At 34.2% G+C, this 24,985-nt stretch carries 21 protein-coding genes; 7 read left to right on the forward strand and 14 right to left on the reverse strand.

Annotated elements, in window-relative coordinates; all coding sequences use genetic code 11:
* Positions 1-6: 6 nt before the first annotated feature.
* From BKH43_RS01665 to BKH43_RS01690, 6 genes are all read right to left on the reverse strand, one after another.
* Positions 7-669, reverse strand: coding sequence for a response regulator transcription factor (locus BKH43_RS01665; protein ID WP_095227873.1), 663 nt, complete (start codon positions 667-669; stop codon positions 7-9).
* 469 nt (positions 670-1,138) lie between these two features.
* Positions 1,139-2,083: a thiamine pyrophosphate-dependent enzyme gene (locus BKH43_RS01670; protein WP_095227875.1), complete on the reverse strand. Its 945-nt coding sequence runs from the start codon at positions 2,081-2,083 to the stop codon at positions 1,139-1,141.
* Between the two features lie 18 nt (positions 2,084-2,101).
* Positions 2,102-3,319, reverse strand: a complete 1,218-nt coding sequence (locus tag BKH43_RS01675) for a 2-oxoacid:ferredoxin oxidoreductase subunit alpha (RefSeq protein ID WP_095227877.1) — start codon at positions 3,317-3,319, stop codon at positions 2,102-2,104.
* Positions 3,320-3,322: 3 nt separating this feature from the next.
* On the reverse strand, positions 3,323-3,727 hold the full coding sequence (locus BKH43_RS01680) for a 4Fe-4S binding protein (RefSeq protein ID WP_095227879.1): 405 nt from the start codon (positions 3,725-3,727) through the stop codon (positions 3,323-3,325).
* A 23-nt stretch (positions 3,728-3,750) separates the two neighbouring features.
* A complete protein-coding gene (locus tag BKH43_RS01685) occupies positions 3,751-4,326 on the reverse strand; it encodes a pyruvate flavodoxin oxidoreductase subunit gamma (protein ID WP_095227881.1) in 576 nt (191 codons plus the stop codon).
* Positions 4,327-4,487: 161 nt separating this feature from the next.
* The gene (locus tag BKH43_RS01690; protein ID WP_095227883.1) at positions 4,488-4,838 is read right to left on the reverse strand and encodes a DCC1-like thiol-disulfide oxidoreductase family protein; all 351 of its coding nucleotides are present in this window, start codon (positions 4,836-4,838) and stop codon (positions 4,488-4,490) included.
* 85 nt (positions 4,839-4,923) lie between these two features.
* Here BKH43_RS01690 and BKH43_RS01695 point away from each other — a divergent pair, with 85 nt between their 5' ends.
* Together BKH43_RS01695 and BKH43_RS01700 are read left to right on the forward strand one after the other, a co-directional pair.
* Positions 4,924-5,145: an alkylphosphonate utilization protein gene (locus BKH43_RS01695; RefSeq protein ID WP_095227885.1), complete on the forward strand. Its 222-nt coding sequence runs from the start codon at positions 4,924-4,926 to the stop codon at positions 5,143-5,145.
* 29 nt (positions 5,146-5,174) lie between these two features.
* Complete coding sequence (locus tag BKH43_RS01700) at positions 5,175-6,278, forward strand: Mur ligase family protein (RefSeq protein ID WP_172402285.1); 1,104 nt, start codon at positions 5,175-5,177, stop codon at positions 6,276-6,278.
* A 101-nt stretch (positions 6,279-6,379) separates the two neighbouring features.
* Here BKH43_RS01700 and BKH43_RS01705 read toward each other — a convergent pair whose 3' ends face one another.
* The gene (locus BKH43_RS01705; protein ID WP_095227889.1) at positions 6,380-6,940 is read right to left on the reverse strand and encodes a DJ-1 family glyoxalase III; all 561 of its coding nucleotides are present in this window, start codon (positions 6,938-6,940) and stop codon (positions 6,380-6,382) included.
* 98 nt (positions 6,941-7,038) lie between these two features.
* A complete protein-coding gene (locus BKH43_RS01710) occupies positions 7,039-9,195 on the reverse strand; it encodes a heavy metal translocating P-type ATPase (protein ID WP_095227891.1) in 2,157 nt (718 codons plus the stop codon).
* Positions 9,196-9,406: 211 nt separating this feature from the next.
* Here BKH43_RS01710 and BKH43_RS01715 point away from each other — a divergent pair, with 211 nt between their 5' ends.
* On the forward strand, positions 9,407-10,633 hold the full coding sequence (locus BKH43_RS01715; RefSeq protein ID WP_095228093.1) for an amino acid permease: 1,227 nt from the start codon (positions 9,407-9,409) through the stop codon (positions 10,631-10,633).
* A 57-nt stretch (positions 10,634-10,690) separates the two neighbouring features.
* A complete protein-coding gene (locus BKH43_RS01720; protein ID WP_095227893.1) occupies positions 10,691-12,058 on the forward strand; it encodes an L-serine ammonia-lyase in 1,368 nt (455 codons plus the stop codon).
* A 1,021-nt stretch (positions 12,059-13,079) separates the two neighbouring features.
* Here the strand turns inward: BKH43_RS01720 and BKH43_RS01730 are convergent.
* Together BKH43_RS01730 and pstS are read right to left on the reverse strand one after the other, a co-directional pair.
* Positions 13,080-14,633, reverse strand: coding sequence for a hypothetical protein (locus BKH43_RS01730; RefSeq protein ID WP_095227898.1), 1,554 nt, complete (start codon positions 14,631-14,633; stop codon positions 13,080-13,082).
* 378 nt (positions 14,634-15,011) lie between these two features.
* On the reverse strand, positions 15,012-16,025 hold the full coding sequence (gene pstS, locus BKH43_RS01735; RefSeq protein WP_095227900.1) for a phosphate ABC transporter substrate-binding protein PstS: 1,014 nt from the start codon (positions 16,023-16,025) through the stop codon (positions 15,012-15,014).
* Between the two features lie 89 nt (positions 16,026-16,114).
* Between pstS and BKH43_RS01740 the strand changes: the two genes are divergently transcribed.
* The 3 genes from BKH43_RS01740 to BKH43_RS01750 all read left to right on the forward strand — a co-directional run bounded on the left by BKH43_RS01740 (position 16,115) and on the right by BKH43_RS01750 (position 19,054).
* The gene (locus tag BKH43_RS01740) at positions 16,115-16,777 is read left to right on the forward strand and encodes a response regulator transcription factor (protein ID WP_095227902.1); all 663 of its coding nucleotides are present in this window, start codon (positions 16,115-16,117) and stop codon (positions 16,775-16,777) included.
* Complete coding sequence (locus BKH43_RS01745) at positions 16,771-17,733, forward strand: HAMP domain-containing sensor histidine kinase (protein WP_095227904.1); 963 nt, start codon at positions 16,771-16,773, stop codon at positions 17,731-17,733. The genes BKH43_RS01740 and BKH43_RS01745 overlap by 7 nt, the downstream gene beginning before the upstream one ends.
* 124 nt (positions 17,734-17,857) lie before the next feature.
* Positions 17,858-19,054: an NADP-dependent malic enzyme gene (locus tag BKH43_RS01750; RefSeq protein ID WP_095227906.1), complete on the forward strand. Its 1,197-nt coding sequence runs from the start codon at positions 17,858-17,860 to the stop codon at positions 19,052-19,054.
* 733 nt (positions 19,055-19,787) lie between these two features.
* On the opposite strand, the gene BKH43_RS01755 is transcribed toward BKH43_RS01750, so the two are convergent.
* The 4 genes from BKH43_RS01755 to BKH43_RS01770 form a co-directional block, all read right to left on the reverse strand.
* Entirely contained in the window at positions 19,788-21,161 is a 1,374-nt protein-coding gene (locus BKH43_RS01755) for a sodium-dependent transporter (RefSeq protein WP_095227908.1), read from the reverse strand.
* Between the two features lie 200 nt (positions 21,162-21,361).
* Positions 21,362-22,042, reverse strand: coding sequence for a triose-phosphate isomerase family protein (locus tag BKH43_RS01760; RefSeq protein WP_095227910.1), 681 nt, complete (start codon positions 22,040-22,042; stop codon positions 21,362-21,364).
* Entirely contained in the window at positions 22,042-23,046 is a 1,005-nt protein-coding gene (pseB, locus tag BKH43_RS01765) for a UDP-N-acetylglucosamine 4,6-dehydratase (inverting) (RefSeq protein ID WP_095228096.1), read from the reverse strand. The genes BKH43_RS01760 and pseB overlap by 1 nt, the downstream gene beginning before the upstream one ends.
* A gap of 11 nt (positions 23,047-23,057) precedes the next feature.
* Positions 23,058-24,974: a 6-hydroxymethylpterin diphosphokinase MptE-like protein gene (locus BKH43_RS01770; RefSeq protein WP_095227912.1), complete on the reverse strand. Its 1,917-nt coding sequence runs from the start codon at positions 24,972-24,974 to the stop codon at positions 23,058-23,060.
* Positions 24,975-24,985 lie beyond the last annotated feature (11 nt).

Raw genomic sequence — 24,985 nt, forward strand, 5'->3', positions numbered from 1 at the left:
CCTTTACTAAATGCAAAATTTATAGCCTATACCCCATACAGATTGAATGTATTTTGGTTCTTTAGCACTGTCTCCTAGCTTAGATCTAAGATTCCTTATATGAGTATCTATGCTCCTTAGGCCTGTGTCTTCATGTATAGCACTTATCGCACTTACTATTCTTTCACGGCTTATAGGCTGAAGTCTATTTTCTATAAGAAATATTAGTATATCAAATTCTGTGATGGTCAGGTCTACTACTTGATTATTAGATCTAACTACACGTCTTTCAGTATCTATTGAGAGTGTATCAAAGACCATCTCTCTAAGCTTAAAGCGACGTAAAAGTGCATTTATCCTAGCTATTAGCTCTGCTGGCTCATAAGGCTTAGCTATATAATCATCAGCACCTTGATTAAAACCTTGAATCTTATTATAAGTATCATCTCTTGCACTTGAGATGATAATTGGTATCTGAGACATTTCTCTAATCTTACAGCAAAGCTCTAAGCCATCCATCTCTGGGAGTGTTAGATCAAGTATGGCTAAGTCTATAGTTTCCCTTTGTATGATATCAAGTGCTTCGCTAGGCGATACTATGCTTATGACATTAAAATGAGCTTGGTTTAGATAAGTCTTTATGAGGGTTTGCATATCCAAGTCATCTTCTATTAATAGTATTTTACTCATATCACTACTTCCTTTGGTTGAGATTAAAGTTACTACTTATTGCTAGTTTTTATGGGTTATCAAAACTAGCAATAATTAAACATAAAGCTTTATTTTATGCACATTTTGATAACTAAAACTATTTTAAGAAAACATAAAGTGTAATAAAATGCATTTTTTTACATTTCAAAAACTAATAATTGATATTTATGAAACAAGATTCTTAAAAAGTATCAAAAATAGTTCTTTTTTGCCTTACTTTTCTTAAAGATATCCCTACTTTTAGAATCTAACAAGAGTCTTAAAGAGGTGTAAAATAAAAAAGACGTAGTTTAGTGTTTTTATGTGAATATAAAATTTAAAAGTGAAAATTGTAGAGATTTAATCAAAGCTTAAGAGCATGCAGTAAAACTAAAAGCTTAAAGAAAAATAAAGGGGCCTTAAGCCCCTCCTCCCATTGCAAAGGAGGCTGTAAATTAAGCTTAAAGTTTTAAACTCTAGCTTCTTCTCTTCTTTGAAGAGCGTTCCATCTTTCATCTACTTCTTTTTGTAAAAGATCTATGATGTGCTCATTTTCTTTTTTGAAAAGGTGTTTAAATCTACCTTGTGCAGCTAGATAGTCTCTTACTGGGACTACATTTTTAGGCCTGTAAGTTATGTTTAACTCATGTCCATTTATTATCTCATAAAGTGGGAAAAAGTGACTATCAACAGCTAGATCACAAATGTCTACAGTTTTATTATGATCAAACTTCCACTCAGTAGTACAAGCACTAACTGCGTTTATAAAGCATGGTCCTTCAGTATCTATAGCTCTTTTGATTTTAACACTCATATCCTTCCACTTACTAGGAGAAACTTGAGCAACATAAGGTGCGCCATGGGCTGCCATTATAGCTATCATGTCTTTTTTATGTTCTTTTTTACCATAGCTAACACTTCCTGCTGGAGTTGTAGAAGTACTTGCTCCCATAGGAGTTGAACTACTTCTTTGACCACCAGTGTTAGCATAGTTTTCATTATCAACACAGATATAAGTAAAGTCGTGCTCTCTTTCAAAACATCCACTAATAAACTGGAATCCTATATCATAAGTAGCACCATCCCCACCAAAGGCTACAAATTTTGGTTTTTTACCAGTGTAGCGACCTTTTTTAGCTAAGGCTTTATACATAGCTTCAGCACCACATATTGCAGTAGAACCGTTTTCAAAGCCTATGTGTATCCAAGGGATATCCCACGCAGTATGAGGATAAACTGCAGTTGAAACTTCTAAACAACCTGTAGAGTTACCTATAGCTATAGGTCCATCTACTGCGTTTAAAACTTCTCTTACTATCATGCCGTGCGCACATCCTGGACAAAGTAAGTGTGCCCCTTCAAATCTTTCTGCTGTTTTGCTGAATTGTTTTAGGTTTTTTATTTCTTTAGTCATTTTTACTTCCTTGTAGTCTTAATTGAAAGCTAATTTAGCACCACGAAGACCTATAAAAAGCTGAGTTGGATGAGTTAGTTTACCAGCTTTTACATCTTCATTCATTAAAGTGTATATTTCATTTAGCTCAACTTGAGTTAAGTCTCTCTCGCCTAAGCCATATATATAGTTAGTTAGTAATGGGCGATTTTTACCATTAGCTAAAGCGCCAGATATCTCATTAAACATAGCTCCCATAGCACCTGCTGGGCTTGACTTATCCATGATAGCTATAGCTTTTACTTTTTGGAAGGCATCATGAAGTTCAGCATAAGGGAAAGGTCTTAAGACATGTACTGTAACAACACCTGCTTTTATACCTTTTGCCCTCATAGTATCACTTGCTACTTTTGCAGACTCATAACTTGTACCTATAGCAAAGATAGCTACTTCTGCATCTTCCATGTTATAAGTGTCTATTAAGTCATACTTTCTACCAGTTAGGTCAGCAAACTCTTTGAAAACTTTTCTAATTACAGTAGGTGAGTGCATGATAGCGCTATGAAGTTGTGCTTTGTGCTCATAGTGCCAGTCTTCTTCAGCTTGTGCGCCATAAGTTGAAGGGTGTTCAAAGTCAAAAAGTGGGTTATGAGCCTTATAATCACCTATAAATTTATAGGCTACATCATCCATTAAAGGGTTTACATTTTGTGCTGTGTGAGAGCTTAAGAATCCATCTTGGTTTACTATAACAGGAATTCTAACATCCATATCTTCTGCAACTTTAAATGCTATCAAGTTAAAGTCATAAGCTTGTTGTGGATTACAAGTACAAAGCTGTAGCCAGCCAGTATCTCTTCCTAAATACATATCAGAGTGGTCTCCATGTATGTTTAAAGGTGAAGCTAGAGCTCTGTTAACTAGGTTTAAAACTATAGGTAGTCTCATACCACTTGCTTGATAAAGCACTTCTACCATTAAAGCAAAACCTTGAGAGCTAGTAGCAGTAGCTACACGTCCACCAGCAGCAGCAGCACCAACGCATGCACTCATAGCAGCATGTTCAGATTCTACTAATACAAACTCACCATCTATATAGCCATTACTCATAAAAGTTCCATAGTTTTGTATGGTAGGAGTTGAAGGTGTTATAGGATAAGCTGCTACTACATCAATTTGTGCTTGTCTTAAAGCATGACTTGCGGCTGTGTTACCATCCCATACTTCTTCTTCTAATAATTCATATACTTTTGCCATTACCTACTCCTTTACTTTTTTCTCTTTAGCAGGCCAACTTTTTATAGCCTCGCCTTCTGTTACATAATCTTGGAACATTATTAAAGACTTAGGATTAGTAGGGCATACATCAGCACAGATCCCACAACCTTTACAATGTTTATAATCAATCCCTGTCATCTTCTCATCTCTTACTAAGATAGAGCTATCTGGACAATAAACCCAGCAAAAATAGCAGTTTATACAATGATCTACATTGTGTACTGGCTTATCAACTCTCCAGTGTGCAACACTTAGAGTGCTTGAGCTTTCATCTGTGTATTTTCTATTTTCTGGGTATATATCAAGACTTTCTATACCTTTAGATTCTAGTGGGAACACTACTGCACCTATTGCTAGTTCATTCCAACCTTTTTGTACATTCTTCATGTTCAGTCCTTTAATTAATTGGGTTATTTAACTTCATCATATGCGCGTTGAACTGCTAACATATTTCCATCTATAAGTTTTTGAGGTAGTTTTTTACCTAAAACGTCTTTAAAAGCCTCTTTGAAAAAATCAAACTTTAATAATGGATCACCAGAAAGCTCTGTAACTTTTATAAGTGCACCAAGCATAGGTGCATTTGGTATAGGCTTACCTAGAGTGTCAAGTGAGATTTTTATACAATCTACAACATAAAATTCTTTATCTTTAAGTTCTGGTTTTTTAGCTATAAGCTCTTCTTTGCTTAAGTGAGTAGTTATTATATATTTTGTGGTAGGTTTAGTAGACTCAAAAATATCTGTTATAAAAGTTAAGCCTGGATCTATAACTAAAACATAATCTGGTGACATGTATTTTTCATGATTTAATATAGGTTTATCATCTATCTTATCAAACGCAGCCATCGCCTCGCCTCTTTTAGCTGAGCCATAAGTTGCAAAAGCTTGCACCTTTTTGCCAGTTCTTGCAACTATATCAGCTAACCCTTTTGCACCTGTCACAGCACCTTGTCCGGCACGACTATGCCATCTTATCTCTAACATTTTTAACTCCTGTGGTTTTGGGTTGGGTAAATGTAATTCAATACTAAAATATTAGTCCCACAAACATTTAAATCCTAATCAAAACATCATAAAACTAATTTTTTGTATCTGTAATCTTAACACGTTTTGCCCACTTAGAGGTTAAACATAAGAAAATATACTCACTTAATATCACTACTAAAGCTTATATCTTTAACCCTCTTAATCCTTAAAAGCACCCTTCTTACAAGCTTTAAAAAAGGATAAATGGCTCTTATGATAAAAGCATGGAATCTATTTTTAGCATGAAGATTACTAAGTGCTTTGCTTCCTTGCAAAAGCAAGTCTTTATCTTCTATATAAACTATCATGCCAAGGTTTGGGTTTAAAAGTAAGATTTTAGGATTAATCCTTGCAACTTCTTCTTTATCTCTTAAGTCTACAAAAACTAACTCCCTCCTCTTTTTTATGTCCATGTATTTTTTATAATTTTGACAGATATCACATTTTGCATCATAAAAAACAAAAGTCATGGCGTTTTACCTCTATTACTATAAAAGTAGATTCTAATAGTTTATATATAATCTCTCTTAAAGTCTAAAACAAAAGAGGTTATATATGGAAGATTTAAAAGTTAAAGATAGCAATGGTGTTATATTAGAAAATGGCGATAGTGTAAGCGTTATAAAAGACTTAAAAGTTAGTGGGGCTAAGGCTACGCTAAAACGTGGCACTACTATAAAAAACATACGTCTAAATGGAAATGAAGGCGAGATAGAAGCTAGGGTTGAAAAGTGTGGAACACTGGTTTTAAAAACTTGCTTTTTAAAAAAGATATAAGTTAAGTCTTAAAAATGCTAAAAGAGTATATGGATAAAAAGGGCAATGAGTACGCGCCTTTTGATAAAACAAGGGTTCATAGAATTTACGCCCTTTTAAAGCCCCACATAAAAGAAGCCAAATACCGTGTGCACATTATGGGCACTAATGGCAAAGGAAGCACTGGACGCTTCATAACTCAAAGCCTACATGAAGCAGGATTTAGCGTGCTTCACTTTACTAGTCCTCATCTTTTTGAGTATAAAGAGCGTTTTTTTATAAATGACAAAGATGTAGATTCTAAAACCTTAGAAAAAGCCCATGAGTTTTTACAAAGCTTTGATTTTATAACTGAGGCTAGCTACTTTGAATATAGCTTTTTTTTATGCCTAGTTTTAGCTAAGGGGTTTGATTACTTAGTGGCTGAAGCTGGCGTTGGTGGAGAGTATGATGCAACTTCTTGTATAAGCTATCAAGCAAGCATTTATACACCTATAGATTTTGATCATAAAGACTATCTTGGTGACACTTTAGAATCTATAGCTACAACCAAACTAAAGGCTATGCAAGGACTTACTTTCATAGGCAAGCAGCAAGATATAGTTAAAAACATAGCTAAAGATATAGCTAGGACTAAAGATATAAAGCTAGTCTTTCAAACATCTCCTTGTAATGAAGTAAAAGCCTATGCTTTAAAATATCATCTTTATCCATTTTTAGAATCTAACCTTACTTTGGCTAGTCTTTTTTTAGATTCCATAAAAGTGCCTTTACTAACTAAGCCTTTAAGTTTAAGAGGAAGACTAGAAAGACTAAAAGAAAACCTCTATATAGATGTGGGCCATAATGCACACGCAGCGCGCAATCTTACTTCTATCTTTAAAGACATAGTATTAATTTATAACACCTACAAAGATAAAGACTATGAAGAGATATTAAAAATCTTAAAGCCAGTAGTTAAAGAAGTTCTTATATACAAGGTAGATAACTATAGAATCTTAGATCTAAAAACACTTCAAAGCACGCTAGATAAGCTAGATATAAAACATGGCCTTTATAATGGGAAGGCTTTAAAATCCAGTGATACTTATGTAGTTTTTGGTAGTTTTTCTTTAATAGAGGCTTTTTTAAAAGAGTATGAAGATAAAAAGTAAGAGTAAAATCTTAAGGAGTAACTTTAAAGTTACTCCTTAAGGCTAATAAAAAGATAAGGGCATCTAGAATCTAAATCCTATAAAAACCCTTTGTGCGCGACTTAGTGATGAGTTATCATAGGTATTAATAAGCCTTCTTTAACTTCCATATATTTTTCGCCACCAACTAGGTGTTTAACTATCTCTAGACCAAAAAGTATAGCTGTAGCTGGACCTGCTGAAGTTATAACATTACCACTTACTACTACTGGTTTATCTTGTCTTTGACCATGAGTTATAGGATCTTCACAACCTGGATAGCAAGTATAGTTATCTGGTAAAACTTTTGCTTCTTCTAGCACTAAAGGTGAAGCACAAACTGCTGATACTAGTTTTTGTTTTTCATTTAAAGTTTGGATTATTTTTAAAATCCTAGAATCTTTTTTAAGATTATCCATACCATCCCATCCTCCAGGAAGTGCTATAGCATCAAGACTATCTACGTTTACATCATCTAGGCTTACTTCAGCTTTTACGCCTATACCATTAGCCCCAACTACAACATTAGCGCCATTAAGTCCTGCAATTATTACATTAACACCTGCTCTTTTTAGTGTGTCAGCTATACCCATAAACTCTATTTCTTCAAAACCTGTTGCTAAAGGTACTAATACAGTTTTCATATTCAATACTCCTAAATTTTAGATATTTTCAGATTCTATCACGTTTTATTTCACTAACAGTAAATTATTACTTTAATAGATTCTAAACTTACTATATTCTACAAATCATCTAACTCTGAGCCTTTTTTATAAGCTACATGCTCTAAGCTATTAATCCTCATAGAATTAAGCAAGGCAATCAGTGCTACGCCTACATCTCCAAAAACTGCCTCCCAAATATTAGCTATACCTATAAGACCTAAGACTATAAATATCAGTTTTACAGCTAGGGCAAAAATGATATTTTGCCAAACTATAGCCCTAGTCTTCCTTGCTATCTTTATACTTAAAGGTAGTGTTATAAGAGAGTGAGTAAGGATGATATCTGCACTTTCTTTACTTACATCTGAGCCGTTATTCATCCCTATACCAACATCACTTCTTTTTAAGACTATAGCGTCATTTATCCCATCTCCAACAAAAGCACTTTTTACATTAAAGCGTTTTTGAAGCTCTAAATATTTTCGCTCTTTTTGCTCAGGGCTTAGATTAGCACTATAACTAGAGTTAAGTTCACTTGCTATCTCTTTAACCTTAGCCTCACTATCCCCACTTAATATATAAGTGTTTTTTATACCTAGTTTTCTTAGTCGTCTAAAGGCTTCTAGGGTGTCAGCTTTTAACTCATCATTTAGATAAAAGATAGCTACTAGCTTACTATCTACTGCCATATAAACTATAGATGAGCTAACTTCTTCTTTGTCTACACTAACGCCACTTTCTTTTAAAAAGCTAGCATTTCCCAAAAGTATCTTTTTACCTTCAAAATCCGCTTCTATACCACGGCCAGCTACTTCTTTTACATTAGTTATATCACGGGAGTGAACTTTATATCCATTAAAAGCCCTTGCTAGTGGGTGATTACTAAAAGACTGGATATTTGCTGCTAGGTCTAAAAGAGAGGATTTTTTATCATCATAGTCTTTACTACCTCTTTCATAGCCTAGTATCTTAAAATCTACTATGCTAAATTTCCCATTAGTTAAAGTCCCAGTTTTATCAAAGGCTATAAATCTAACTCCATTTAAACTTTCTAAATACTTAGAAGCCTTAATCAAGATTCCATACTTACTAGCAACTCCTATAGCACCAAAGTAAGCAAGCGGTACACTTATAACTAAGGCACAAGGACAACTTACCATTAATACAACTAAGGCCCTATAAACCCACTCTGATATAGTTCCACCAAAGATAAATGGGAATCCAAATGCAACTATCAAACACACAATAACCACTATAGGTGTATAGTATCTTGCAAAGACAGTTATAAAGCGCTCACTCTTTGCTTTTTTATCAGAGGCCTGTCTTACAAGCTCTGCTATCTTAGACATCCTAGAATCTGCATACTTCTTAGTAACCTTAGCTTTAAGTGGTATATAAAGGTTTATAACACCTTGTTCTAAAGTATCACCAACTACTACTTTTGCTGGCAAACTCTCACCATTTAGATTAGATTTATCTACATGCGAGCTTCCTTCTATGATCTCACAATCTAGTGGCACCATATCCCCTACTCTTATAAGTATGATATCTCCTAGATTTATATCTTTTGGAGATACTTTTTCCACCTTACCTTCAGCAGTAACTAAGTTTGCTAGCTTTGGAGTTTTGTCTATTAAAGCTTTTATAGAGTTTTTAGACTTACTAACTGCCCTGCCCTCTAAGTACTCTCCAAGATTAAAAAATAGCATAATGGCACAGGCTTCTTCATAGTGACCAAGTATTATGGCAGCAATACTTGCTATGAGCATAAGCATATTCTCATCAAAAAAGTTCAACTTCTTGATGCTTTGATATGCCCCTTTAAAAACATTCCTTCCAGCTACTAGATAAATGATAGCTAGGATCACCCATACAATATAATCTATGATATTTTTATAAGCAAAACTATCTTCGCCTTTCATATTATCTACTATGTAGCCTATGCCACTAACTAGTATAAAAACTATAAAAAGACCAACTAGTAAGAAAAACTCTTTGGAAAAAAAATGCTCTCTAGGTAAGGAATCTTCATTTTGAGAGATTATGCTATCAGGCTCCATCTTTTTTATAGTGGATATAACTTGTTCTAAGTCACTAGTCATAACTTCTAGCGTCCCTTGAACATAATCTAAATTAGCTTTTTTAACAACTTGTAACTTTTTTAGGGCTGATTCTACTTCTGTACAACAGCTTGGGCAACTTAGGTTGCTTAAATATAATATATACGTTCTCATTTTGAACAAAAACCTTTTCTTATAATGATATAAAAGTGTAAAATAGTAATATTACAAACTAGTTTCGTTAAAATATCCAAGAATATATAATTTTAACTTTAAAATTTTATAGAATCTAAAGCTTGATGAGACTAAATCTTACAAAACAAGGAGCATTAAAGTGGATAAAGAACAAAACAAAACAAAATGGAACAGGGATGACACAACATGGATGCTAAGCCTTTTTGGTACAGCCATAGGCGCAGGGGTGCTTTTTCTTCCTATAAGTGCTGGTATGGGGGGGCTTATACCACTTATAGTTATACTAATTCTAGCCTACCCTCTAACATTTTTAACGCATAGAGGCCTTTGTCGTTTTGTACTTTCTGATAAGAATCCAAGTGGTGATATAACTGAAGTTGCTGGCAACTACTTTGGAAAAGTCGGTGGCTTTATCGTAACACTTATATACTTTTTTGCAATCTTTCCTATAGTTTTAATATATAGCGTTGGGATTGTTAATACCTTAATAAGTTTTGTAGTTAATCAGATGCATTATAAAGACTTTGGCTCAAGCTCACTTAGTAGGATAATCATAAGTCTTATACTAGTTGGAATCTTAATGATAGTCTCTTATCTTGGAGAAAACGTAGTTACTAAGATCATGAGTTATCTAGTCTATCCATTTATCGCCTTTTTGATTATAGTAGCCCTTTTCTTAATCCCTCAGTGGAATACTGCTTTATTTGAACATATAAGCTTTAGTGGTGTGCCAGGCGGACATGGATTCTGGTTTACTTTATGGCTAGTTATACCAGTTATGGTTTTTTCTTTTAACCACTCGCCTATTATCTCTTCATTAGCAGTGCATGAGAAAAAGCGCTATGGTGAAGGTGCTGAAAAAAAATCTTCAAAAATCATCTCAAGAAGTAATATCATAATGGTAGTAGTAGTTATGTTTTTTACATTTTCTTGTGCGCTTTGCCTAACTCCTCATGACTTTGTTTTAGCAAAAGAACAAAACATCTCCATCCTTAGCTACGTGGCTAATAAATTTAACGCCCCTATACTTGAGATCCTAGCTCCTATAGTTGCCTTTGTAGCCATGTCAAAAAGCTTTCTAGGTCACTACCTTGGAGCAAGAGAAGGCTTTAATGGTATAGTTAGAAAAGCAAGTGGTAAAAACTTCTCTGATAAGTCATTAAACATAGTTGCAGTTGTCATAATGTTTTTAATAGCATGGTACGTAGCTTATAAAAATCCAAACATACTAAACATCATAGAAGGTATAGGTGGTCTAGTGCTAGTAGCCATACTTTTCTTAATGCCTATATATGCTATCTGGAGATACAAAGCCCTTAAAGCTTATAGGAATATATGGATAAGCATCTTTGTAGTTGTATTTGGAGTTGTAGCTATTAGTGCTGCGATTTATGGCTTAATATTTAGTGGTATTTAATCCTAGTATAAACGTCTAATAAGCCTATAATAGGCTTATAATTTTAAAGGTTAAATCATGGATAGCGTATTTGAATTATACAAAGTTGGCATAGGTCCTTCAAGCTCCCACACTATGGGTCCTATGAGGGCTGGTAAGATGTTTTTAGATGAGGTTTTAGAAAAGAAAATACCACTTAAAAAGATAAAAGTTTTACTTTTTGGCTCTTTATCCTTAACAGGAAGAGGCCATAAAACTGATGAAGCAGTCCTTTTAGGACTTAGTGGATATGAAGCTAAAAATATAGACATAGATTCTATCCCTAGCATCATACAAACTATAAAAAAAGATAAAAAGATAGTAATCTCTCCTACATTAAAAGTAGACTTTGACTATGATAAAGACTTAGTTTTTGAAGAACGCTTTTTAAAAGAACACCAAAATGGCATGATCATACAAGCCTTAGATAGTGAGGGGAAAGTGCTTTATGAAAACACCTACTTTTCTATAGGTGGAGGTATAGTTAAAACTAAGGCCAACATAAGTAAAAAAGATAGCACCAAACATCAAAAAGTACCTTTTCCTTTTAAAAGTGCAAAAGAACTCCTAAAACACTGTAATGATAACGCCCTATCTATCTCAAATGTAGTCTTACAAAACGAACTCACCATGCACTCTCAAAATGAGATAGAAAACTACTTCAAAGATATCTATCACACTATGGATGCTTGCATAAAAAGAGGTGTATCAAAAGAAGGAGTGCTAGCTGGTGGGTTAAATCTCCCAAGGCGCGCTTTTAGCCTTTATAAACAAGTAGTTAGTAAAAACTCTGATGACCCACTAGTAGTCTTTGACTGGGTTAACCTCTTTGCCCTAGCAGTAAGTGAAGAAAACGCAAGTGGTGGGCGCGTAGTCACAGCTCCAACTAATGGTGCTTGTGGAATCATACCTGCAACACTTGCTTACTATAATAAGTTTGTAAAAGAGCTAGACTTACATATGTATCTAAGATACTATCTAACTAGTGGCGCTATAGGCATGCTTTATGTTAAAAATGCTTCCATCTCAGGCGCAGAAGTAGGTTGTCAAGGTGAAGTAGGTGTAGCTTGTAGTATGGCAGCAGCAGGTTTAGCTGAACTTATGGGTGGAAATGCAAAGCATGTATGCATGGCAGCAGAGATTGGCATGGAGCATAACTTAGGACTAACTTGTGATCCAGTAAATGGCCTAGTGCAGATTCCTTGTATAGAAAGAAATGCCATAGCAGCAGTTAAGGCTATAAACTCAGCTCGCATGGCACTTTATCAAAACACAGAATCTAAAGTTAGCCTAGATGCTATCATCGCTACAATGTATGCTACTGGTAAAGATATAAGCGAGAAGTATAAAGAGACTTCAAAAGGTGGGCTTGCACTAAGTGTTTGCCATCACAACTCTTGTTCATAAGCCTTTAAAGTTTTAAGCACTTATATGCTTACAAAAACTAGATTATAAGCCTAAAAGAGGTTTGATAATCTAGTATGATTTACATAGGCAGTTTCAACCTCTTTACACTATTAACTAAATCTTTATTCCAACACTTTCTTTTTTTTATTTTTTCTAACTTATATGCTTTTTTCTAACAAAAAAAGGGTTTACCCCCTCCTTAACTCCCACAAAGCCTGCGAAAGCGTAAGCTTCTTTGAAACTAGTACTAGTTGCTTATAGCAACTAGGGCTTTCTTTTAAGAAAGCCTTTTTTGGCGTGAGCCAAGGGGAGGGCCTTGGCTCATTTCTGTTTCTAGCAAAACGAAGTTTCCTTGAAAGCGAAGTTTCCTTGAAAGCGAAGCTTCCTTGAAAACGAAGTTTCCTTGAAAAATCGTGCGGTCGCACTGTCTAGCTTCCTTTTCTCACGATTTTTGCACCACGAAACAAAGCGAGCTAACGGGCACATTTTAATGGAATAGTTTGCGTATATATACTTTTTTATTTTCAAAGAAGCTTACGCTTTTGTTAAAAGAAAACATAAAAATAATAAGCAATATGAAAAAGAAAGTGTTGGAATGAAGATTTAGTTAATAGTGTAAAGATAGTGGAATTACTTATGTGCAACGATGATTTTTTACTGCATATAATAGTGGTCACGCTAGTTGATGCTAGTTGGAAAAAGTTGCTTTATATAAAGCTCTTATGTTGTCATGGCAAGTGTGTAAAAACAAATAATATATCAAGTCTTAAGCAAGGGAAATAAAACTCAAAGATAGAAACTAAGCTTTTAGATTCTATAAAGTAGCTAAACCTAAGATATTTTTGTGATGTAAGATTAGTGATAGGCAAAAAAGCAAGGGCGGGACATCAAAGCAAGATATTAAAGTGAAATATCAAAGCAACTAGGCCTTTTTAGTAAAAGGCCTTTAAGTATGACTTTATAAAGCTAACTCCTCTTTTTAAAGAAAGATAAAGAGGGGTTAAAAAGTAGATATTAAAGACTATAGAGTGAATCTTGCTTCGAAGTAAGCTCTCCACATCTGCATATCACCTAGGATTTGAGAGTACTCAGCTGTAAAGGCTATACCTTTTTTATATTTGAAAACTACTCTTGGGTTTATTTCAAAAAGACCAGCATTATCAGTATCTATAGAAGAGTAGCGATAAGTTTTTCTATCATTACTTATACCTCTTCTTTCTTGTGCTTTTATAAGTAAAGGCATGTTAGTCTTACCATGGATGTAAGCTAGATCTAGTCCAAAAGTTACTTGTTTGATAGGTGCGTAGTGGAACTTAGCATAAGCTACATGTATATTACTTCCTTTTTTACTACCAGCTCCTGTAAAGTGAGTACCTTCTAGGTAGGTAGTATAACTTTGCCAGTAGCTTCCAGCTGTTTTAAAAGTACCATTAGCCAAACTCACACCATAACCTTCTCCAAAACTACCCATAAAACCAAGAGTACCACCAGCATTTTGTTTTTCTAAGAAGTCAAAGTTTAAGTTAGCTTGGATGTTATAAAGACCTGCATTTTTAGCCCAAGCTACACTTTGAGTTTGATTAGCGATAGGGCCGCTTAAAAGTTCTTTGTTTGCATTAACTACATTACCAGTAGCACCACCTACTTGGAACTGCGCGCCATCATTTAAGTAAAGATAGCCTACTTGCCCATACACATCAAAGCTTGCTTTATCTCCCATAAAGCCTATCTTATATCTACCATCAAGATAGCCTATATCTACTAAATGCACAGCTTTTAGATAGGTTGCTTCAAAGCTTAGGCCTTTTACAAAGCTACCACTGTTAGCAACTGACACACGTATAAGGTTGTTACCTATACCAAACTGAGCGACATTTTGTTTCTGAGCTGCTTCCCAGTTTCTAGTTAATAAAGACTTATAGATATTATCTGTAACCCAGCTATCATAGTAAGCTATAGAAAAATCTAATCCTGAAAGATTACCCTTATACATACCACCTAAACCATAGTCTGTGCTTTGGTTAACTAGCGCACTACGCATATTCATACGGCCTAAAACTAACTCAGACTTTAAAGGGCCTGCATCATAGTAGTAACCAAAGTTTATATTTGAGAAGTTAAAAGCATCACTTACACCTTTTCCATCCATCCTTATAGCACGAGAACCTTGAACATCTCCATCGCTAAATGTGGAATCTGGAGCAGTAGTACCTTGAGACATATAGATACCAACTTGAGCTTGGAATCCATAAAGTCTAGCTGAAGTAGCATCTACTTTTATCATAGTCTGCCATCTATTACCTAAAGCGTCATTACCACCAACAGAGACTTGTCTAACAGCTGCAAAACCTGTGAACTTAGACTGTCTGATAGCCTCTATAACGTCGTGGTTTTCAGTAAACTCACTTACTGGAGCAGCAAGGTTACTAACGGCGTTTACTCTTTCATCAGCCTTAGGGTTAGTATACCTAGTGTCTTCAGCTGCATGCACAAAGCCAGCACCTATCATAATACCAAGCACTACACTAGTTACTATCTTGCCCTTTTTACTACCTCTTTGCAGGTTAGCTTTCATATCGAACTCCTCTTATTAATTAATGTAAACATTATACAAATAAAACTGAAAAATAGGAATGTTAATGCTACATTTACTTTAATAATTTTAAAAATATGTAAAAAAGCTAAAAAATAGCTCTTATCTAACAAAAATTATCATTTACTACTGATGTATAAAAAAACTTAGTAAAAAAATATTAACTTTATAATTTTTTAATGCTAGAAGATAAATATAAAGCTATGCAAAAAAGATAGGTTTAACTTAAACTAAACTTAAAGTTTTAAGTTTAGTTTTGTAACAAAAAAAAGTAGTTTTTAAAATATAGACCTTATTTAATAATAAAGTAACCTAAAAGGCTAGAAGTTAAAAACTTTGCTAAAACTTCTTTAAGCCTAGTTAAAACTTAAGATAGTCCATAACCTTATCTTGTACTGACTTTGGTATAACTAAAAAGCCCATATCACTAGTTAGAGCTGCGCTATGTTCAAAGCTGAATTTAAAAAACTCTTTCACTTTAGGTGAACGCTTAGAGTGCTTAGGAAGCAGTATAAAAGTAGAGCTAGTTATAGGATAAGCACCATCTTTTTTTATAGCTATAAGTGAGGTTTGAAAGTCGTTATCTGGAGTAAAGATAGCTCCACTAGCAGCTAGGGCTATAGACTTTGCATCTGGATAAACATAGTCTTTAAGATTCCCATCTTGAAGCCTAGCTGCACTTAGATTTAAAGCTACCTTATAGCTTAGTTCAACATAGCCTATAGTATTTTTGGTCTGTTTTAGAATCTGACTTACGCCTTCATTACCCTTTGCACCTACTCCTGTTGGCCAAGGAAGAGACTTGCCTACTCCAACTACATCTTTCCACTCCTTAGATATATCACCTAGCCATCTTGAAAAGTTATAAGTAGTCCCACTCCCATCACTTCTATGCACTACAAATATCTTTGCATCTGGCAGTTTTAAGCTAGGATTTAAAGCTAGGATACGAGGGTCATCCCACTTAGTTATCTTTTTTAAAAATATATCACTTACTATCTCATTACTTAGTTTTAACTCACCATCTTTTATGCCTTCTAGATTGTAAGCTACAACTATAGCGCCTATAACAGTTGGGAACTGATATAAGTTAGCCTTAGCTAGATTAGCACTACTTAAAGCTTCATCACTTGCCCCAAAGTCTATAACGTGCGCTTTTACCTGTCTTATACCTCCACCACTGCCAATAGATTGGTAGTTTACGTTTTTATGTTCTATCTTTCTATAGTTAGCAACCCATGCATAGTACACATCAGCTGGAAATGATGCCCCAGCACCTTGTAAATCTCTTGCGTTTGCAAGGCTTAGTGTTGATATAAAAGCTATCAAAAAAACTAAAAACACCTTCAAGGGCCTATGTTTTAAAAACTGCATTCTCACTCCTTAGCTTTTTTTAAAATTGTAATAAGCTATTATGACTATAAAATTACTCTAAAATATCCTTAAAAGAAAGAGATTAAAAAATGGATCTTATTTTATGTGTAGATGATGAGCTAGACTTGCTAGAGCTTTTAGAGTACAACCTCAAAAAAGCAGGATTCCAAGTAGCTATCTGCCTTGATACTAAGATGGCTATGAAATTTATAGAAAACGAAAAAGTAGCCTTAATCATCATGGATAGGAATCTAAAAAATGAAAATGGCCTAAGCTTCATCCTAGAGCTAAAGCATCTTGGCTACATGATACCAAGTATATTTTTAAGCGCTTTAAGCCTCCCTATGGAAAAAGTTGATGGCCTAAAAGTTGCAGATGACTATATAGCAAAGCCTTTTGATATGGATGAGCTTATAGCTAGAATCCATGCCGTCTTAAGAAGATATGCCACGCCAACAAGTGAGCTTATAAAGTATAAAGACCTAACTTTAAATCTAACTTCAAGAGAGTTAAGTAGCAAGCAAGCAAGCCTAGATCTAAGTATATTAGAGTGTAGTTTGATAGCATGCTTTTTGCAAAATAAAAATATGATTCTAAGTAGGGAGTATTTATTAGAGATGGTTTGGGGCAACTCAAACTATCAAGAAAACAGTGTTAATGTCGCCATAAAACGCCTAAGGGCTAAACTAAAAGCTAAGCACATAGACTTAAACATCAAGTCTATTAGAAGTGAAGGCTATAAGCTTTGCTAGTCTTACAAGCACTAGTTTTGCTTATCTTTTGTATCATCTTAGTCTTAGTGCTTTTTCAAAAAGTCTATCTAATCATAGCTTTTTGTGTCATAGGCATAATCTTAAGTGTAACTTGCTACATATATATGAAGCACTTAAGCTTTAGTCTAAAGATGATAAATGACATAAAAGAAGACCTAAAAGCCTTAGCAAGAAGAAGATATGAAACACTAAAACTTACAAAAAGCCCTTTTAGTGCTGACTTAAAGGCCATATCTAAGGCCTTATTAAAACAAGACCTAAAGATACAAAAACGAACTAAAAAACTAAAGCTGCTAAATGAACAACAAGCAAAAAGCTTACATGCTATATCCCACGAGCTAAAAAACCCACTAAGCATTATAAATGCTTCAGTGCACACTTTAAAAAACTACCCTGCTTCCATGGATAAAAAGCTACAACTTACCTTTTTGCAAAAGATAGAAAATGGTAGTGCTAAGATAGATTTAATCCTTACTAAACTTTCTCTTACTTCCTCACTTGAACAAGGTTTTTTAAACATCAACTTAGAATCTATAAGGCTTGATAAGCTTTTAGAAGAGCTTTGTGCTAGTGCTTTAAGCAAGATAGATATAAGCTTAAAAAAGATTCCAAAAACCTTACTTGCTGATAGAATCCTACTTGAACAAGTTTTAATAAATCTCCTTCAAAACGCAGGCAAGCACGCTAAGAAAAAAGTTTATGTAGAGATAAAAACACGCTTTTTAGAAATCTATGATGATGGCGGTCTTATGAATAAAGATTCTTTAAAGATGCTAGGTAAGAAGTTTTATAAAACTAAAACTTCACAAGAAGTAAGAGATCACTCATTAGGACTTGGGCTTTTTATAGTTAAAGAAATAATAAAACTTCATAACTGGCGTATCTTTTTTAGTATCAAAAAAGGCTATGGACTAAGAGTTAGAATCTACTACTAAACTTTTTTTGTGCCTAAACTAAACTATGCTATACAAAATGTTACAAAACAACAAAGACATCTACTAGAGTTAATTTAAAATAATGTAGAATCTATACAATTTTATCAAAAAGGATGGATCACACATGAGCGACTTAGATAAGCCAGAAAAAACAGTTTATGAAAAAAGTTTAGATTTGCACGCTAACAACAGAGGTAAGTTTAAGATAACTTCAAAGGTCAAAGTTGAAAACAACTACGACTTAAGTCTAGCTTACACACCTGGCGTTGCGGCTGCTTGCTTAGCTATAAAAGATAACAAAGAAGATGCCTACAAGTACACAACTAAGGGCAATATGATAGCAGTTATAACTGATGGAAGTGCCGTGCTTGGGCTTGGAGATATAGGCCCAAGTGCTGCTATGCCAGTTATGGAAGGAAAGTGCATACTTTTTAAAGAGTTTGCAAACGTTGATGCCCTCCCACTTTGCATAGACACAAAAGAAACTGAAGAGATAATCAAAACTATAAAGCATATAGCGCCTAGTTTTGGTGGTATAAACCTAGAAGATATCTCAGCACCAAGATGCTTTGAGATAGAAAGAAGACTGCAAGATGAGCTTGATATACCTGTGTTTCATGATGATCAACATGGCACTGCTATAGTCACTTGTGCAGGGCTAATAAATGCTGCAAAAGTAGTAGGCAAAAAAATGAGCGATCTTAATATCATAATCTCAGGGCCTGGGGCTGCTGGTATAAGCATAGCTAAGCTTTTACTTGACTTTGGAGTAGGTAATGTAGTCTTAGTAGGTAGAAAAGGGGCAGTTGCAAAAGGTGAAGCTTGGTTAAATGCTGAGCAAGTTCATATGGCTAATATTACTAATAAACACAATGAAAAAGGCCACTTACAAGATATCATTAAAGGCAAAGATGTTTTAATAGGCGTTAGTGGACCAAATACTGTAAGTGAAGATATGGTAAAAAGCATGGCAAAAGATTCCATAGTCTTTGCTATGGCTAATCCAACTCCAGAAATCATGCCAGATCTTGCTAAAAAGGCAGGGGCTAGAGTTGTAGCAACTGGAAGAAGTGACTTTCCTAATCAGATAAATAACGTGCTTGTATTCCCTGGAATCTTCCGTGGTGTACTAGATGCAAGATCTAAGGTCATCACTCAAAGCATGAAGATAGAAGCTGCTAAAGCCATAGCTAGCATTATAAAAGATGATGAGTTAAATGAAGAGTTTATAATACCTTCTACCTTTGATAAAAGAGTAGCCCCTCATGTTGCACAAGCTGTAGTAAAAGTAGCCAAGCAAGAAGGACTGAGTAGAATATAAAAGCCAAAAGCCTTGCTTTTTATATCTAATGTTTAAAAAACTATAAGCTTTAAAAGATAGATTCTGCAACTTAAAAACAAAAAAAGTGTTTTTACTGCTTGCTAAAAATCTACCTTTTAAAAACTTATAAAATTTCTAGTTTTTTTTGATAAAAAGGGTAAAAAGCTTATATAAGCAAGATAAGCTCTTTACACCCTTTTTAAGTTTTTATAGTATCGCCCCCAAATCTCTAGCGTACTATCTTTTTAACTTCATTTCACTAGCATAAAGACAAAATAAAAACTATCATTTTTAACGAACAACTATCTATATACAATGAAGTTTCAATAGTTGTAATTTTTTAGGCCGAAGGCATTCTCGCTTTGTTTCGTGCTAGTAAAAAAAATGGAAACAAGTAAGCAGTAGTGCTTAACGCCATTTTTTTTATTAGAAACGGAATTGAGCCAAGGCCCTCCTCTTGGCTCACGCCGAAAAACACTTTTTTTGAGGGCTTGCGGGGAGTGAGGAGGGGGTAAACCCCTTTTTTATTAAAAGAAAACATATAAGTTAGAAAAAATAAAAAAAATAAAGTGTTGGAATAGATACCTAATGAAACTTGCAAAAAAAGTAGTTTTGTCCATTAAATACAAAGTATTTTCAAAGAAGCCAGAAAACTTTCAAGAAAATAAAATAATAAAAGAAAGAAGAAATACTTAAAGCTTCTTAAAAAACTTTTTAAGAAGCTTTAAGACTTCTAGCCTATCATCCTAGTTACTCCATCTTTGACTGAAACATATAAGATGATGATTAAGATTATAGGTGAGATGTAGCGAACTATGAAGTACCATATCTCAAACCATGCACCTTTTAAAGAGTTGCTAGCATAGATTTTTAATGTCTCTTTCTTTATAACCCAACCTACAAAGATTACCACGCACAATCCACCTACGATTAAAATGACATCTGAAGTTAGAAAATCTAGCCAGTCCCAAAAACTTAGATGTAAAAACTTAAAGCCTGTTGTATCACTATAAACAACTAAAGTCCCCACAACTGCTACAAGCAAAGAAAGTAGTAAGGTAGACTTAGTGCGAGTAAGTTTTACTTTTCTATTTTTAGTAACATCAGCTAGATACATAACGCCAGGCTCTAAAAGAGAGATAGTAGAAGTAATGCCCGCAAAACCAAGTGTTAGGAAGAATAAAAACGAGATTATCTTCCCTGTAAAGCCCATACTATGAAAGACTAAAGGTAGGGTTTTAAACACAAGGCCAGGACCTGAGAACTCTATACCTTCTTTGCCGTGGATTGCAGTGTATTGAAACACAACTGTGAATATCATAAGCCCTGCCATAAGAGCTATACAAACGCCTGCTATAGATATAAAAAGTGAGCTTTTAAAAAGGTTTTGCTTCTTTGGACTAGAGGCAGCATAGGCTATGATTATCCCTATACCGATTGAAAGGGAGAAAAAGATCTGACTTACTACATCAACAAAAGTCTTAGGCGTGATGGCTTCAGGCTTAAAATCAAAAAGATATTTGACTGCAGAACCAAAGTAAGGCGAAGTTGCAGAGTAGATAACTAGTCCTATAAAGATGACAAAAAGTAAGGGCATAAGAATGAAGTTAAGCTTTTCTATACCACCTTCAACACCCTTATAGATAACATAACCAGTTATGATAACTATCACATAAAAGCATACTAACTGCCATCCCCAAGGATCACTTAAAAGATTATTAAAGATTTTTAGACTTTCTGGTGCACTAGCAGGTAACACCCAGCTAACACCTAACATATAGTATAAAACCCAGCCTAAAACAACACAGTAAAAGCACAAGATTCCTATACCACCAAAGAGTGAGAATCCTGCTATGTACCATTTTTTACTTTTAGTTGTATCAAGTTCCCTATAAGATTCTACTGGGTCTTTTCTTGCTGCATTTCCTATTATCATCTCTGCCATTAGTATGCTTATCCCTATAGTTAGGATTAAGACTAAAAAGATGATGATAAAAGCCCCTCCTCCATTATCTGCTACCATATATGGAAAACGCCAGATTTGCCCTAATCCTATAGAGCTACCAAGTGCGGCCAGTAAAAATCCTATCTTGCTAAATCCACCCACATTCTTCCTTTTTTAAGTAATAAATAAGTAATAAATCCTATATTAACCAAAAAGTAACAAAAATAGTTAGATCTATTTGCATGAGAAAGAAAAAAGTGCATCATCTTAAGTAGTTTTTTAAAAAATAAGTCATTTAATAGACGTAAAATCTAGCTTTTAAAAACCTAAAGAGCTAGATTCTATAAGATTTGCATAAAAACTTAAAACTTTATGGAATCTAGTTTATTAACAAGGCTTGCAAACTTCAAAGCATCTAGACTAAAACCACCAATTAATAAGCCATCTGTTAAAGCGCATATATCTTTTGCATTACTCTCATTAACAGACCCACCATAAAGTATCTTTTTAGCTCCAAGCGAAGAAAGCATGCTATAAGTTTTTTCAATATCTTCTAAAGTAGCGCTTTTACCACTACCTATAGCCCATATAGGCTCATAAGCTATAACTAAGTTTTCATAGTCTAAATCACACTCTTTTAACTGAGTGCTTAAAAATGTTTTTTTATCTAGCACGCTAGAATCTTCGCCTATGCAAAAAACTATCTTAAAACCTAAGTCTTTAAAAAAACTAAACTTTTTGGCTATAAGTTTATCTCCTCTTTCTCTAATCTCACTATGGCCTAAAAGTAAAGTTTTTATATCTAGGCTTTCTAAGACTTCACTGCCTATAGCACCAGTAAAAGCGCCATTTCTAGCAGGATAGGCATCTTGACTTCCTAGCTTTATGTTTTTAAAGTTATTAGCTTTAAGTGAGGCCATATTAGGAAAAACTAGTACTTCAGAGTTAAGCTTGGGATTAAGGTTAGATTCTAAGGTTTTAAGATAAGTAGTTGTAGAATCTGGCGTTAGATTAGCCTTTAAGTTAGCACATAGCTGCTTCATTATATATCCTTTATTAAGTCTTTGATTTGAGCTTGAGTTAGCCAGTTAGTATTAGTATTACTTGCGTAAGTGAAATTAGGTGCTACTTTTTTACCTTTTTCTTTTAAGGCATTAGTACTAAAGTCTATACCGCTTTGAAAAGATATGCTTGGGGCTATAACATAAAAACTATCAAACTCATAGCTTAAGCAGGCATCTTCAGTACTTATCATAACTTCATGGAGCTTCTCACCTGGCCTTTTACCTATAACTTCAAATGTAGCTTCTGGAGAGAGGGCATGGGCTAAGTCAGTTATCTTCATACTTGGAATCTTAGGTATGAAAATCTCTCCTCCTTGCATTTTATTTAAACACTCTATGACAAATTTCACGCCATGATCTAAAGAGATAAAAAATCTAGTCATATCAAGATCTGTTATAGGTAAAGTCTTAATAGGACTATCTTTTTGAGACTGTAGTAGGCGTTTAAAAAAAGGCACTACACTACCTCTACTCCCTATGACGTTACCATACCTTACAACACTAAATTTTATATCTTTACTACCTTTTATGTTATTAGCACTAGTGAAAAGCTTATCACTTGCTAGCTTAGTTGCCCCATAAAGATTGATAGGGCTAGCTGCTTTATCAGTTGATAGAGCTATGACCTTAGAGACATTATTATATATACAAGCATCTATGACGTTACTTGCACCATTAATGTTAGTTTTTATGCACTCCATAGGATTATACTCAGCTATAGGGACATGTTTTAAAGCTGCTGCATGTATGCATATATCTATACCATTCATAGCATCTTTTAGCCTTTTTTCATCTCTAACATCACCTATAAAATAGCGCATGCACTTATCATTATAGATCTGATTCATCTCGTATTGTTTTAACTCATCCCTACTATAAATCACTAGCCTTTTTGGCTTATAAAGCCTTAATGCTAGCTCTACAAACTTCTTACCAAAGCTACCAGTACCACCTGTTATAAGTATACTTTTGCCATTTAACATAGATACATCCTTTATATACTTTTGAGCTTTTCTATCATTAGTGCTATACACTCTAAGACTAGCTTTTTTGCTACTTTAGAATCTTCTTTAGTATATCCTTGCCCAAAAAATGCACCTAGGTTAATCCCTTGTGCTAAAAAAGCTAGGCTTCCTTCAAGTAAGATGCCTGCTACTTTTGTGTCTTTATTAGTACTAAACTCTAAAGAGATCTGGTTTATATCATAAAGCAAATTTTCTAAGTCTTTATCCCAGTTTAAGTCTTCTAGCCTTACTTTTAAGGAGTTAAGATCATGTGCTATCTTATCTATATTTACTTTAAGGGAAGTTTGCAAAAAGCCCTTTCTTACAAGGCTTAAATCCTCTTTTTTATCTATCTTTTTAAGGTTTAAGTTTTTTAAACTAACACTCTTTGATCCTTCTATAAAAGCACCATAGCCTATATTTATAACATCTGTTTTATGTTCTAAGATACTAGATTCTAACTTTCTTAGTGAGAGAGCAAAAAGGGAGTCTGTATAGACTTTTAAGTCTGAGTTCCCCTTTATATTTATAACTCCTTCTGGCAAGGCGCTATCTTCTTTTCCATAAAAACTACCTTGTGAGTGCTTGCTTTTACCTTCTATATAACCACAGTCTAATCCCACAACTATAACTTCTTTAGCAAGCATACAAGCAAGCTCAAAAGCAGCATTTCCAACAAAAGGACTTGCATTTTCTAAGATAGCAAACTCTGAAGTTTTAGAATCTAAAAAAGAACTTAGGTAAGCTGAGCTACTACCACCTCTTATAAAGCAAAAAGCTTCTTTGTTTGAAGTTTTAGCAAGGGCGCTAACTTTAGGGTCTACAACTTGTGCCATGATTAAAGGTATATCTTCTAAGTCATCTTGAAGTATGCTATCTAGATAGTCACTTCTTTCTATCTCTACTTGAAAGTCTGGCTTTATACCATTTGCTTTTAATACTTTTAAAGCAGTGCCTGCACTAAAAAGTATCATCCTATCTTGATTAGCCTTTAAAAATGGTAAGCAAAGATCTAAGCTAGGGCCTGAGCCTATAACGCATACTGGCATAGCTAGTTTTTTGGGAGTTTGCCTTAAAAGCAAGCAAGACTTTAGGTTTGTAAAAGCGTTTTTAAGACCTATAAGCTCATCTTCAAAAGTCCCCCAACCTCTTGCATTTTTTGCATAAGCAAGATTAGCTAGCTTAAAAAAAGATTCTAAGTTAGGTGAGCTATAAGCTTTTAAACTTAGGCTTAAAAAGTTGTTATTAATCCTATTTTTAGCAAAGTAAACTTCTAAAAGCTTTTTACTTAACTCTAAGTCTAAGTTACTAACCACAAGTAAGAATCTATCCTGCAAGCTATAAGCTATATCAAAGTAACTTACAAAGTAAAGGCTTATACGAAAAAGATCAAGACTATCTTCATAAACTAAAAGATTAGAAAGTTTATAAGTTTTAAAAAGTCTTTCTAAAAAAAGACCTCCAAGCAGTCCAAAAAGCATAACATTAGGCAGTGTTTGAAGGCTTTGTAGCTTAGTTTGCAAAGAAAAGTTAGGGTTAAGCTTAGCTAAAAGTAAGAAGTTATGAGTCTTCGCAGTTAGGGGGAATCTAACCTCATCCATAAGATTTTCTCTTGCATCTAGGCTTAAATGATTAGTATTTAGCTGCCACATAGGACCACTAAAAGGACTAGCTAGACTAAGATGGGCTTCTTTCATAGTGTAAGTAGCATTAATCTCAGGATAGATTAAAGCATTAGTCTTAAGGTTTAATATATTAAAACCTTTTTCATTAACAACTAAGTTAAACTCACTTGGAGCTAGCTTTAAGGAGTTAAAAAGTTTAGGGTTATAAACCTTAAAAAACTCCATATTTTTAGCGTACTTTAAGCTTAAGTCTTGGGTTATGGAAGTTTTTAAGTTTTGCATGGTAAAAAAGC

The sequence above is a fragment of the Helicobacter sp. 13S00401-1 genome (assembly GCF_002272925.1).
Classification (GTDB): domain Bacteria; phylum Campylobacterota; class Campylobacteria; order Campylobacterales; family Helicobacteraceae; genus Helicobacter_I.

Coding starts and splice junctions, on each gene's coding strand:
- BKH43_RS01705 (WP_095227889.1), bottom strand. CDS start 6,940: ATGAAAACTGTATTAGTACCTTTAGCAACAGGTTTTGAAGAAATAGAG.
- BKH43_RS01665 (WP_095227873.1), bottom strand. CDS start 669: ATGAGTAAAATACTATTAATAGAAGATGACTTGGATATGCAAACCCTC.
- pseB (WP_095228096.1), bottom strand. CDS start 23,046: ATGTTAAATGGCAAAAGTATACTTATAACAGGTGGTACTGGTAGCTTT.
- BKH43_RS01720 (WP_095227893.1), top strand. CDS start 10,691: ATGGATAGCGTATTTGAATTATACAAAGTTGGCATAGGTCCTTCAAGC.
- BKH43_RS01760 (WP_095227910.1), bottom strand. CDS start 22,042: ATGAAGCAGCTATGTGCTAACTTAAAGGCTAATCTAACGCCAGATTCT.
- BKH43_RS01700 (WP_172402285.1), top strand. CDS start 5,175: ATGGATAAAAAGGGCAATGAGTACGCGCCTTTTGATAAAACAAGGGTT.
- BKH43_RS01670 (WP_095227875.1), bottom strand. CDS start 2,083: ATGACTAAAGAAATAAAAAACCTAAAACAATTCAGCAAAACAGCAGAA.
- BKH43_RS01730 (WP_095227898.1), bottom strand. CDS start 14,633: ATGAAAGCTAACCTGCAAAGAGGTAGTAAAAAGGGCAAGATAGTAACT.
- BKH43_RS01690 (WP_095227883.1), bottom strand. CDS start 4,838: ATGACTTTTGTTTTTTATGATGCAAAATGTGATATCTGTCAAAATTAT.
- BKH43_RS01675 (WP_095227877.1), bottom strand. CDS start 3,319: ATGGCAAAAGTATATGAATTATTAGAAGAAGAAGTATGGGATGGTAAC.
- BKH43_RS01750 (WP_095227906.1), top strand. CDS start 17,858: ATGAGCGACTTAGATAAGCCAGAAAAAACAGTTTATGAAAAAAGTTTA.
- BKH43_RS01685 (WP_095227881.1), bottom strand. CDS start 4,326: ATGTTAGAGATAAGATGGCATAGTCGTGCCGGACAAGGTGCTGTGACA.
- pstS (WP_095227900.1), bottom strand. CDS start 16,025: ATGCAGTTTTTAAAACATAGGCCCTTGAAGGTGTTTTTAGTTTTTTTG.
- BKH43_RS01740 (WP_095227902.1), top strand. CDS start 16,115: ATGGATCTTATTTTATGTGTAGATGATGAGCTAGACTTGCTAGAGCTT.
- BKH43_RS01770 (WP_095227912.1), bottom strand. CDS start 24,974: ATGCAAAACTTAAAAACTTCCATAACCCAAGACTTAAGCTTAAAGTAC.
- BKH43_RS01695 (WP_095227885.1), top strand. CDS start 4,924: ATGGAAGATTTAAAAGTTAAAGATAGCAATGGTGTTATATTAGAAAAT.
- BKH43_RS01715 (WP_095228093.1), top strand. CDS start 9,407: ATGCTAAGCCTTTTTGGTACAGCCATAGGCGCAGGGGTGCTTTTTCTT.
- BKH43_RS01710 (WP_095227891.1), bottom strand. CDS start 9,195: ATGAGAACGTATATATTATATTTAAGCAACCTAAGTTGCCCAAGCTGT.
- BKH43_RS01680 (WP_095227879.1), bottom strand. CDS start 3,727: ATGAAGAATGTACAAAAAGGTTGGAATGAACTAGCAATAGGTGCAGTA.